This window comes from Calothrix sp. NIES-2100 (assembly GCF_963875285.1).
Taxonomy (GTDB): domain Bacteria; phylum Cyanobacteriota; class Cyanobacteriia; order Cyanobacteriales; family Nostocaceae; genus Aulosira.
In genome coordinates, this window is the sequence record NZ_CAWNLA010000001.1 from 7,485,501 (window position 1) to 7,497,811 (window position 12,311).

General features: G+C 42.9%; 9 protein-coding genes. 5 read left to right on the top strand and 4 right to left on the bottom strand.

Annotation, left to right across the window (positions count from 1 at the left end; all coding sequences use genetic code 11):
- Positions 1 to 140: 140 nt before the first annotated feature.
- Entirely contained in the window at positions 141 to 995 is an 855-nt protein-coding gene (locus AACU32_RS30530; protein ID WP_096605318.1) for an SDR family NAD(P)-dependent oxidoreductase, read from the top strand.
- A 169-nt stretch (positions 996 to 1,164) separates the two neighbouring features.
- On the opposite strand, the gene ilvN is transcribed toward AACU32_RS30530, so the two are convergent.
- On the bottom strand, positions 1,165 to 1,686 hold the full coding sequence (gene ilvN, locus AACU32_RS30535; RefSeq protein ID WP_096608245.1) for an acetolactate synthase small subunit: 522 nt from the start codon (positions 1,684 to 1,686) through the stop codon (positions 1,165 to 1,167).
- Positions 1,687 to 1,962: 276 nt separating this feature from the next.
- Between ilvN and AACU32_RS30540 the strand changes: the two genes are divergently transcribed.
- A complete protein-coding gene (locus tag AACU32_RS30540; RefSeq protein ID WP_096605320.1) occupies positions 1,963 to 2,349 on the top strand; it encodes a BON domain-containing protein in 387 nt (128 codons plus the stop codon).
- 184 nt (positions 2,350 to 2,533) lie between these two features.
- On the opposite strand, the gene AACU32_RS30545 is transcribed toward AACU32_RS30540, so the two are convergent.
- Positions 2,534 to 3,487: an alpha/beta fold hydrolase gene (locus tag AACU32_RS30545; RefSeq protein ID WP_096605322.1), complete on the bottom strand. Its 954-nt coding sequence runs from the start codon at positions 3,485 to 3,487 to the stop codon at positions 2,534 to 2,536.
- 608 nt (positions 3,488 to 4,095) lie between these two features.
- Here AACU32_RS30545 and infC point away from each other — a divergent pair.
- Positions 4,096 to 4,629 carry a translation initiation factor IF-3 gene (infC, locus tag AACU32_RS30550; RefSeq protein ID WP_086687969.1) on the top strand — a complete coding sequence of 178 codons (534 nt, stop codon included), beginning with the start codon at positions 4,096 to 4,098 and terminating at the stop codon, positions 4,627 to 4,629.
- Between the two features lie 292 nt (positions 4,630 to 4,921).
- Positions 4,922 to 7,933: an Npt1/Npt2 family nucleotide transporter gene (locus tag AACU32_RS30555; protein ID WP_096605324.1), complete on the top strand. Its 3,012-nt coding sequence runs from the start codon at positions 4,922 to 4,924 to the stop codon at positions 7,931 to 7,933.
- Positions 7,934 to 8,021: 88 nt separating this feature from the next.
- Here AACU32_RS30555 and AACU32_RS30560 read toward each other — a convergent pair whose 3' ends face one another.
- The gene (locus tag AACU32_RS30560; RefSeq protein ID WP_096605326.1) at positions 8,022 to 9,032 is read right to left on the bottom strand and encodes a DUF389 domain-containing protein; all 1,011 of its coding nucleotides are present in this window, start codon (positions 9,030 to 9,032) and stop codon (positions 8,022 to 8,024) included.
- Positions 9,033 to 9,155: 123 nt separating this feature from the next.
- Between AACU32_RS30560 and AACU32_RS30565 the strand changes: the two genes are divergently transcribed.
- On the top strand, positions 9,156 to 10,715 hold the full coding sequence (locus tag AACU32_RS30565; RefSeq protein ID WP_096605328.1) for a cation:proton antiporter: 1,560 nt from the start codon (positions 9,156 to 9,158) through the stop codon (positions 10,713 to 10,715).
- A gap of 115 nt (positions 10,716 to 10,830) precedes the next feature.
- Here the strand turns inward: AACU32_RS30565 and dxr are convergent, their stop codons facing one another.
- On the bottom strand, positions 10,831 to 12,027 hold the full coding sequence (dxr, locus tag AACU32_RS30570; protein ID WP_096605330.1) for a 1-deoxy-D-xylulose-5-phosphate reductoisomerase: 1,197 nt from the start codon (positions 12,025 to 12,027) through the stop codon (positions 10,831 to 10,833).
- Positions 12,028 to 12,311 lie beyond the last annotated feature (284 nt).

The following is a 12,311-nucleotide window of genomic DNA, read 5'->3' on the forward strand; positions in this document are numbered from 1 at the left end:
ACCAAATACCAACTTCACTATTACAGATGGTTTTGACGTGAGTATTACAAAAACATGACAACTGTGCGGCCGTAGCAAAACTGTCATTTGTACTCAGCAAGTAATTTTATAGTTAAGAGGTCGTGGCGTAGAGAAGACGAATGTTTACCGAAACTTCAGGTACAGTCGTAATTACAGGCGCATCTACAGGAATTGGTGAAGCCTGTGCATTGCTTTTAGATCAGTTGGGATTTTCTGTCTTTGCTGGTGTACGTCAAGAAGTTCATGCTCAAAAACTCAAAGAGAAAGCCTCACCAAGACTCACCCCGATTTTCTTAGATGTTACCGATGCTGATGCGATCGCATTTGCAGTGGAAACAGTAACCAATGCAAGTAATGGTAAGCTGGCGGGCTTAGTCAATAATGCCGGAATTGCTATCCCCGGCCCGTTAGAATTGCTACCAATTGCCGATTTTCAACACCAGATACAAGTTAATCTCACCGGACAACTCGCAGTTACACAAGCATTTTTAGGTTTATTGCGCCAGGGTCAGGGTCGAATTGTCAATATGGGTTCAATTGCAGGTCGCAGTGCTGCACCGTTTTTGGGCGCTTACAATGCTTCCAAATTTGCACTCGAAGCAATCACCGATGTCATGCGTTTAGAGTTACGACCTTGGGGAATCTCCGTTTCAATTATTGAACCTGGTACAATTGCTACGCCAATTTGGGATAAATCTTTAACTCAAGCCGACATAGACAAGGAGAATCTTTCTGAATCCGCCCAAAATCTTTACGGTCAGGCGATGAATGCAGTCCGTAAACAAGTAGGAATTTTGGCATCAAAGGGAATTTCTGCGGATATTGTTGCTCAGGCTGTTGTCCATGCACTCACCGCCAAACATCCCAAGACACGTTATCTCGTAGGACAGGATGCCAAAATTGCCGCTATGCTCAAACATCTTTTACCCGATAGAGTGTATGACCGTCTGGTTTTACATTCAATGGGTTTGTAAAAGTTGCTCAGGGACTTACTCGTAAAAAAATATTCCATTGCTATTGTTAACAGTCAACAGTCAACAGTCAACAGTCAAGGCTTAGACTCGCAAGAGCCTTGACCCTGAGCGAAGTCGAAGTGTCAACAGTCAACGAATTTAAGCGGAATAATTTATTTTTTGGAGTTCCCTAACTCGCTTTTGCTTCTAAAGATTTTAGCAACTCAGTATTCACACCAGATTCACGAGTCAGCGCAATTTTACCAGTTCGGGCTATTTCCCTTAAACCAAATTTCTGTAGCACCTGAACAATTGCCACCATCTTACCAGGATCGCCTACTACTTCCAGCGTGAGAGAATCTTCTGCGACATCTACCACTCGCGCCCGGAAAATCTGAGATAGCTCGATGACTTCTGAACGGTTGCTGCTAGTAGCATTAACCTTGAGGAGCATCAATTCTCGTTCGACGCAGGGAGTCTCGGTAATGTCCTGCACCTTGAGGACATTGACTAGCTTGTATAGTTGCTTAGTCAGCTGTTCAATTACGCGATCGTCACCAGGTACAACCATCGTAATCCGGGAAACTCCTCCCTGCTCAGCTGGACCAACAGCTAGGCTTTCTATATTAAAACCGCGACGGGCAAATAAACTCGAAATGCGGGACAGAACCCCCGCCTCATCTTCTACTAGAACTGAAAGAGTATGTTTCATCTTTGCCAACACAGGCTCAGGCATCATTTTACTAATAAAAATTATGAGCTAATGATTGCCCTACACCTACTGTCTACTAAATTGATAAGTAAATCTTCGTTAATTTTAAACTCAAAACTGCACTCATTACACTCTTAGATATAACTTCAAGTCCTAGACAAATCATTCTGCAAGCAGAAATCTCTATGGATGAATATCTTTTCACTGGCAGATGTGGAAGAACTGTAAAAATTTTATCCTCAGATTGTATGAACCTCTTATAGGAGAAAAGTTTTTATGGGTTGGCTCAAAAGACTATTTGGATTAGAAAAACCACAAAACGCAGAAGTAAACCCTACTCCCCAAGCAGTACCACAAAATTCTAATGCTACCTTTGCGCCTGAGACTACTGCTCCTGCTGCTGCTACTCAAACTATTCCCCCAGAACGTTTAGGCTTGAACGGAGAATACGATCAAAGTGGTTTAGCAAAGCGTGTAGCCCTAGCTTTTGACCAAGATCCCCAATTGGATGATATTAACAGCCTCTGGGTTGCTCAGACAGGAGGGACTGTGGTTCTTAAAGGCAAAGTTCCCAATCAGGAAATTCTCACCAGAATGGTTTCTGTAGCGCGTTCTGTTAATGGAGCCACAGGTGTTGAGACTAACCAAGTGACGATTGGCTAGCTATTACGTAGTCAGCACTTAAGCGCTTCAAATCAGAAGTAAAGTCCTGACTAGGACAACTTAGGGATTTGCGGGTTAATAGTGTCCCAAAGAGCCGGGTTTCGACTGCGCTCAACCCTCAGCAGTCGAGAGTTGAGCGCAGTCGAAACTCGGTTTACTGGTACTTTATTTTTATGCAACTCCCTTATTTATTTGGGAAAGTCGCAAGCTGTTGGGTATCGTCAAGGCAGTGATTAATCCAATCTAAAATAGCCTGGTTTACTAACACTGGATTTTCATCGTGGGGACAATGGCCCACATCTTCTAAGTTAAGCAGCTGCAATTTCTCATTGTACTGAGCAAATTGATTAGCAAGTACTGGAGGAACAAATCGGTCTTTTTGTCCCCAAATTAAAAGCATGGGAATTGTTAAAGTTGGCAACATAGTTTTGACACTAGGACTAAAGTTAACACCCATAGCCGCTTTAAACAGGGCACTAAAAGCACGAGCAGAACCTCGATCTTGAGGAGGCCCAGCTAAAATATCTATAAGTTCTTCGGTAACCGCCTCTGGGTTAGCATAAGCAAGACTTGCCCAACGGCGTAATACACCTGGTTGACGGACAAAATTAAACACAGGTTTTAGTACAATGGGAGAAGCGACTATCTTTTTAATGGTCGTGATAATTGGCATTAAAACTGGTCGCAGTGCCGCCGGGATCGCTTCTTGCTCTAATGAAGGATCGGGCAAACTCATCATCACTATACCTCGCACCATCTCAGGATGGGTGGCAGCAGCTGTTAAAGAAATTAGTGAACCATTGGAATTACCAATTAATATCACTGGTTGACGAATAAAGGCTTTCCAAAAGTCATAAACTTGTTCTACCCACATTTCTATGCTGTAGTTCACTGAGGCTTTTTCCGAAGCCCCAAAACCCAACATATCTAGAGCATAGACTGTGTGGTGTTCTGCCAATACTTCTAAGTTATGTCGCCAATGACCAATAGAAGCACCGAACCCATGTAACAAAATTAAGGGTATTGTCTTTTGGTGATTTTGGGCAGAGCGGATATAAGTATAGCGGGTTTGCCAGCCTCGCCAAATCCAGTCTCTTTGATTACCAACCCGCTGTTGCCAGTGTATTCCAGTAGTCACACTTCCCTCCCATTCCTCAATCTCAAAATCCTCTTAATTTCAATCTTAAGAGCTGGAATTGGGACACGGGGACTTGGCGAAAAGGGAAAGGGGACAAGCTTCTCTGCGAGACGCTGCGCGAACCACTTCGCTCAGCTTTCGGAAGACAAGGAAGCAGAGGAGAAATAACAAATGCCCAATGCTCAATGCCCAATGACCAATGACCAATGACCAATGACCAATGACACGCGAAGCGCAAATTTGTTAATTTTTGTATAAAATATTACAATTTATTGGTAACAAGGTATTTTATCTGTAATATTGCTATTCTGGAAATTATAGTTGTAAAACTAAATGTTAATCAGTTGTTAAACAATTGATACAATACTTAATGCTTCTCTAGGTTGTGTAATTTAGATTAACGATTTCAGAGAAATTCTCTCAGACTGAGTAGAATTGACAAATACAGACTAAGTCACAACTACCATTAGGATTAGCTAAGCTATAACTGTAAGGCTAATTTTTTAAGTCCTCAGTTATTTGAGTACTTTACACTGAGGCGTACCAATCAACAACTCAGCCAATCTAGACCAAACCAAATTCTTAATAAAGAGCTCCCACGAATCATAATGCCTGTGATTGAGAAAAAAAGAACTCGCGATCTGCCCCAAATTAACGAACGTATTCGCTTCCCTAAAATTCGGGTAATTGACACTGATGGTGCGCAATTGGGAATTATGCCTCCTCAAGAAGCACTACAGCTAGCAGAAGAAAAAGAGTTGGATTTAGTGCTGCTAAGTGACAAAGCTGATCCGCCAGTTTGTCGGATCATGGACTATGGGAAATACAAGTTTGAACAAGAGAAGAAAGCGCGGGAAGCCCGGAAAAAGCAGCACACAGCTGATGTCAAGGAAGTGAAGATGCGCTACAAAATAGAAGAGCATGATTACAACGTGCGTGTCAAGCAAGCAGAACGCTTTCTCAAGGATGGGGATAAAGTTAAAGCTACTGTGATGTTCCGGGGTCGAGAAATTCAACACAGTGACTTAGCAGAAGATTTGCTCAAACGAATGGCGACTGATTTAGAGCCATTTGGCGAGGTGCAGCAAGCACCGAAAAAAGAAGGAAGGAACATGATGATGCTGATCTCTCCCAAAAAGTAATGTTCCTTGTTCTAAGCTTGAAGATTTAAAGCTGACATAGAAGTCGGTAGAATTTCTCAAAATAATGATAGTCCTGAACGCTGAGAGGGAAAAATAATACTCAGTTGTTCAGGACTTTTGCCATTTCTAGGTAAGTTCTGTTGCAACGCCTTTTAGGGGGCTAGGGGCTAGGGAGATAAATAATCAATGCCCAATACTTCTCTGCGAGAGGCTACGCCAACGACTCCGCTCAGTACAAGTGACCCATGCCCAATGCCCCATGCACGGTAAATATACCAGAAAGAAAAGCTGAATGGAACTAAAAAATACCTGGTTAACGGCAAATAGAGGCACTATGTCCCGGCTGCTACAGTGGTTGAATCTCCGACCTGAGGAGAGTGAACGGACGTGGATGATGTTTGCCTTTTATACAACTGTATCTGTAGGTTTGCGGTGGGCAGAAGACAGTACAGTAGCGTTGTTTTTAGATGAATATGGGGCTAATCCTCTACCTTGGATGTATATTGCCAGTGCAGCGCTTGGTTTTGGATTGGTTGTTTTATATTCTTGGCTACAAAAGATTTTCCCCTTGCGCTGGGTAATTGTGGCGATCGCACCTTGCATGGTGATGCCATTAATTTTATTGGTGTTCTTGCATCGGGGAATACATATTTCCTACTTGACAGTTATTCTTGTATTTTTGATGCGGCTTTGGGTAGACGCACTTTATGTAGTCAATGACCTCAATACCTCGATCGTCGCTAATCAACTATTTAATATTCGTGAAATTAAGCGCACCTATCCCCTCGTGAGTAGTGGGTTGCTGGTCGCCGATGTGATCAGCGGCTTTAGTTTACCTTGGCTGCTAGCATTCGCCAAGCTAAATAAGGTAATTGTCATCGCTTGCGTAGTGATTATTGTCGGTACAGGAATTCTTTTCTACCTCAGTCATCACTATCGAGAAGCATTTCCCGACGCGCCACAAAGACTCAATTCTCCTGAACAAACTTCCCGACACCGCCGCCTGGAAGCACCACTCAGACGTTATATCTGGCTGCTATTTGCCTTTGTTGGTCTTTTGCAAGTGATTGGATTGCTAATAGATTTCCAATATCTGCGCGAATTGAAGTCCAATTTCGATGACCGAGAGTTAGCTAGCTTCTTGGGACTATTTGGTGGCATGGTGGGATTGTGTGAGTTAATGACACAATGGTTTATTTCTAGCCGCCTGATTGAACGTGTCGGAGTATTTTTTGCGGCGGCGCTGTTACCAATCACCGTAGGTTGTTTAATACCAGCGGGGATCACCATATTCAATCTATTTACCGGGCTGCAATTGCCCAACTTTTTCTGGGGGCTAATAATTCTCAAATTCTGCGATGAACTTTTGCGCTACACCTTTATCATGAGTAGCGGCCCAGCACTTTATCAACCAATTCCCGAACGAATTCGTAGCCGGACACAAATATTGTCGGGCGGAACGGCAGAAGCGATCGCCACAGGTTCGGCGGGAATAGTAATTATTATTACCTTATTCATTTGCGGGCGGTTTGTGCCGGAAGCAATACACAAATGGGTATTTATCTTAGAAACAGTGGTGGTAGCTGGGATTTGTTTAAGAGTAGTTTTGTTACTGCGATCGCGCTATGTTGACTTATTAGTTTTAAGTGCAGACCGGGGTGAACTGAGTGCGACAAACGTGGGTCTGCGAGTTTTCCAACAAGGAGTAGTCAAGGCTTTAGGAGAAAAGGGCAGTTTGGCAGATAAACGCTCTTGCATTGAACTGTTAGTGCAAATAGATTTGCCAGGTGCGGTAGAAGTTTTAGCACCCTTGCTAGTGAAATTACCCCCTGATTTGCAATGCCAAAGCTTGGAAGTTATGCTGATGGCTGAGGCTAATCCGATTTATTTGCCCTATGTCCGCCCTTTATTAGAACAGTCCCAAGATGATGTGACACCAGAGGTGTTTGCTTTGGCTTTGCGCTACGTTTGGCTAGCTGAACCACACCCTAATTTAAGCTTATTAGAAGAGTATCTCCACCCCCGACAACACTCACTCATTCGCGCCACCGCCGCCGCCTTACTTTTGCGTCAGGGAACGCCAATGCAAAAAGCCGCAGCGACCAAAGCTATGCGCCGGATGCTGACTCATAAACAAGAACGGGAACGGGTGAATGGAGTCAAAGCTTTAAGGGAAGCTGTTTACTTGCAAGCCTTGCGCATTCACATCCCAAATTTGTTGCAGGATGATTCCTTACGGGTGCGCTGTGCTGTATTGGAAATGATTGCAGCTACTCGTTTAGAGGAATACTATTCGGCGCTCTTGGCGGCACTATACTATAAGTCCACCCGCATTACAGCAATGAGTGCCTTAGTGCAACTAGAAAATGAAGCCTTAGAAATGCTGTTGCACCTAGCTACCAATATTTACAGACCTGAACTAGTACGTATATATGCCTGGCGTAGCATTGCGCAAATAGGCACTTTGGAAGCGGTGGATTGTTTATGGCAAAACTTGGAACAATCTTGGGGTTCTACCAGAACTCATATTCTGCGCAGTTTACTAAAAATACATAAACAACCAGAAATTAGAAGTTTACAGGATCAATTTTACGAAGGTAGGGTAGAAACATTAATTAAGCAAGAATTAAAATTTTTAGGCGATATTTATGCAGCTTATATAGACTTCACACTCCAGCATAATCTCAAAAATCAGCAATCAAAAGTAATTTTTGAGTTATTACAACGCGCACTCCTAGAGTTAGAAATAGATGTTAAAGAAAGATTATTACTGCTACTGAAGTTAATTTATTCTCCAGAAAAGATGCAAGCAGCAGCTTTTAATATCCGGTCTGAGTCAGGAGTCAACTTAGCACGAGGTTTAGAAATTTTAGACCATACTGTAAATCTATCTTGTAAATCTTTGGTGCTAAATATTTTAGATCGGCGATCGCACGAAGAAAAACTTTATCACCTGACAGCAGCAGGATTAGTAGAATATGAGCATTTGTCAGTCAGCGAAAGACTGCGTGGGTTGTTGATGCTATCTAATTTCCTATCTGATTGGTGTTTAGCTTGCTGTTTTCATTTTGCGCAAGTTAGCCAAATTCGCTTGACAATTCCGGAAATTATGATTGCTTTGCGCCATCCCACAGGCTTTGTGAGAGAAGCCGCGATCGCTTATCTTAGCTTGGTATCAAACCGTGTTCTCCTACAACTTCTACCACAACTGCAAAAAGATAAACATCCCCTGGTAGTGGCTCAAGTTAAAAATTTGATGGCAAAATATCAAGGTCAAAATTATAGAGTTGAGCAGGAAGTTTAGATGGGAAATGGGGCATGGGGCATTGGGCATTGGGCATGGGGCATTGGGCATGGGGGACAAATGACAACTGACAAATGACAACTGACTATTATTTAGATTGAGAATCTTCAGAGCGAATTTCTTCTACTTGACCTACTTCAAAAATCAGGGTGAAGGGTTGGCCCATCTCCCTCTCAATAAAATTTTCTAATAATTGCACTTGCCGAGGTGTGACTGGTTGCTGTGCGCGCACAATCAAACGCACTTCTGGCGGATTTGCTAGCCAGTTTGTATTACTGTTGATTAACCGTAAACGTTGAAAGGTGACGGTTCGATTCAATAATGCTCTGCGTAAGCTGATTTCCAATTGGCCTTGTCGTACAAGTCGAGCAAAGCTGACACCCAAAGGAATTAGCAAGACTGCGGTTAAAGCTAATGTCCAAAGTAAGGGGCGACGTGCCTGTGATAAAGATGTATATCCTGCTAGCAGGAATGTCAGCATACAGGATAAAGTAATACCCAGCAAATTAGTTAGGTAAAGCAGGGTTGCCCCCAAACTTAGTGACCAATTTCCTTGTGCCAAGCCTAAACCAATCACACAGATAGGAGGCATCAGCGCCACTGCGATCGCAGTCCCCGCCACACTACCAGAAATTTTCGGCTGAACTTTAGCGTAGCCACTGATACCACCTGCCACAACTGCAATACCCAAATCTAACAGTGTAGGTTCGGAACGAGCCAGCACTTCACTACCGTAGCTGGGTATCGATACGAGTATCCCTAAGGTATAAGCCATGACTACAGCAAGGAGTGTACCTACTACCACAGCAATTACTCCTTTACGGAAGAGAGTGACATTACCTTCTAAAGCACCAAAAGCTAACCCCCGAATTGGTAACATGAGGGGTGCAATAATCATGGCACCGATAATGACCGCACTACTGTTGGACAATAAACCAAAAGTAGCGATCGCACAGGAACCGACAATCAAAGTTATGTAGGATGGGTCTAAGGTTGATTCCGCCAGCAAATCTGTTTGTATTTGTTGGAGTTGCTCTGGTTGAGATGCTTGGCGACGGAAATTTTTAAAGCGGTCTCGAATGTTAATACCCAAGACCATCCTCCTGAATACTATAGTTAGCGGTAGATTTTTGGTTCTTGGTTAATTAAAATCCCATACTTAAGTTGTGTCATCTGGAAATAGTCAGATGCTCCCAGGAAAAATTCTACCAGGATTCTGTTTATGACGCTTGCATCAGCAATTGGTGAGGAAGTTATTGCCGGCAATATCAAGCAATTTCTTTTAGTACTATCAGTCTCTTTAGGGGTAGCCACTTTACCCCAAATATTTAGCTGGTTTCGCCAGATTCCTTATACTTTACTACTCGTAATTGTCGGATTGGGGTTGGCATTTGTTGATATCCGCTTAGTCAATCTGTCGCCGGAATTAATTTTGTTAATTTTTTTACCACCCTTGTTATTTGAAGCCGCATGGAATTTGAAATGGTTGGAATTGAAGCAGGATTTCCTACCAATTTGCTTGTATGCGGTGTTGGGAGTAGTTATTTCTATTGTCGGGGTGGCAATAGGTCTTAATCAATTTGCTGGACTATCATTAACTACAGCTCTACTCATTGGCGCAAGTTTGTCAGCTACCGATCCGGTGTCAGTGACTGCTTTGTTTCGAGAATTAGGTGTAGGTAGCCGTCTTAGCACTCTGATGGAAGGTGAAAGCTTATTTAATGATGGTATGGCGGTAGTTGCTTTTGGTTTTTTAGTGGCATTACCTTTAGGAAATGCACGATTACAACTCCAACCGATTTTGTTGCAGCTGTTTACTGTTGTCGGTATCGGTGTGGCAGTGGGAGCTTTAATTGGGTTTAGCATCTCCTACCTCACCCAACGCTTCGATCTACCATTGGTGGAACAGTCTCTAACCTTAGTTTCAGCTTATGGAACTTACCTGATTATCGAAGATTTGGGTGGTTCGGGAGTGATTGGGGTTGTAACCACAGGTTTAATTTTAGGGAACTTTGGCTCTCGTATAGGTATGAATCCCCGTACCCGAATAATTGTTTCTGAGTTTTGGGAATTTTTAGCTTTTTTTGTGAACTCAATAGTCTTTCTGTTGATTGGCGACCAAATTCACTTTACAAGTTTGGCAGAAAATTTGCACATTATAGGTATCACAGTCGGCGCGATGATTTTGATGCGCTTAATTGCAATTTATCTTCTCAGCAACTTGAGTACTAGGCTCACTTCCTCAGAAATTTCTTTACCTGACCAAACTATTTTGTGGTGGGGTGGATTGCGTGGTTCAGTTTCTATTGCCTTGGCATTGAGCGTACCGACAATACTACCAGAACGCGAAAAAATTATCGCCACCGTGTTTGGAGTGGTTTTATTTACTTTGTTAGTCCAGGGATTAACTATTAAACCTTTATTGCAAAAACTCAATCTTTTAGGCGATGCTCCCTTACGCGATCGCTATTTAGAATTGCTTGCTCGTTATGTAGCTTTAGAACGAGTTCTGCAACACCTCCAAACAGATCATCGCCCAGGCATAGATCAAGAATTTTACCGTTATCAGGAGGCACTAATTAAAGGTGAACTGGAAGATTTACAAACAGAAATAGACAAATTACAAACCGAATATCCCAACGTGAAAAGCTTTACATTGGAACAACTTCGCGGAGAACTTTTAGCAATCGAAGCAGATACCTATGCAGAATTTGTCCGGTCTGGCCGATTAAGTAAAGAACTTGCGCCTATGCTTCAGGAAGTTTTACAGAAGGGGGAATAAGAGTTTTTGTCAATGGTCAATAGTCATTGGTCAATTGTCTCCCTTGTCTTTTTTGTCCTGTTCCAATTTTCAAAGTAAAACCCAACAAAATCAATAATTTGCTGGGTTTAGTGACCTATCGCAGTGAAATTACCTGGGCGTGACTGGCGAGATTTTCAGTGGCGGTTAAAACTTCTTGTCTTGCCCATTTATCTGCTGCCAAAATGTCATCTAAAGAGGGATTTTGCAAGTTATCATTTTGATGGCGATCGCACACCCATTCAATACAACGGGGAATATCTAAAAAGCGAATTTTTTCTGATAAAAATAAAGCCACAGCTTGTTCATTGGCGGCATTCAATACAGCCGGCATGGAACCACCAGCCCTACCCACAGCATAAGCTAGTTGCATACAAGGATACTTTTGATGATCTGGCTCACGGAAGGTTAAATTGCCAGCTTTCACCAAATCTAAGCGTTCCCAGTCGGTGTAAATGCGATCGGGCCAAGATAAAGCATACAACAACGGTAAGCGCATATCCGGCCAGCCAAGTTGGGCTAAAACTGAAGTATCTTGCAGTTCAATTAGGGAATGAATAATGCTTTGAGGATGAATGACAATCTCAATTTGTTCATAATCTACGCCAAAGAGAAAATGCGCCTCAATTACTTCCAAACCCTTATTCATCAAAGTCGCAGAGTCTACGGTAATTTTCCGTCCCATCGACCAGTTAGGATGCTTCAGGGCATCAGCAACTGTAACTTCTGCTAACTTTTCTACATCCCAATCTCGGAAAGCACCCCCAGAAGCAGTGAGCAAAATCTTTCTCAAACCACCTTTGGGCACACCTTGGAGACATTGAAAGATTGCGGAATGCTCGGAATCGGCTGGTAGTAATTTAACACCATGTTTCTCTACTAAAGGTAGAACTACAGGCCCCCCAGCAATCAGAGTTTCTTTATTCGCCAAGGCAATATCTTTACCCGCTTCAATAGCGGCGATGGTGGGAAGTAATCCCGCACAACCGACGATCCCAGTGACGACTGTTTCCGCATCACCATAACGCGCAACTTCTATCACTCCAGCTTCACCAGCTAGAAGAATTGGTTGGGGATCAAGGTCTTTGATTGCTTCTTGCAGCGCTGGCAATTTATCTTCTAAACAAATGGCTGCTATCTGCGGCCGGAACTGCCGAATTTGCGCAGCCAACATTTCTACATTGCTTCCCGCTGCTAATCCGACAATCCGAAATTGATCCGGGTACTGGGCGACAATATCTAAAGTCTGAGTACCAATAGAGCCAGTGGAACCAACAAGAGTAATCGCTTTCACAATTGTTTAAGATTTACACACAACTCTCACTATAAATTGCTGAGGTCTCTATCTTCAAAGCAAATTTAGAACTTAGTAATACCAATTCTCTATAAATTTGCACTTAATGATTACCCCTCTTTAACTTGGCGTACTTGGCGTACTTGGTGAAGCAGTCCGATCTTGGGGGTTTCCCCATGAGGAACTGCTGAACCCGGAGGGCGGTTCGTCTTTAAAAAAGAGAGTGCATATTCATGAAGAATTGGTATCAGCAGTTCGGTGCTTCAAAATTCACCGACTTTAGT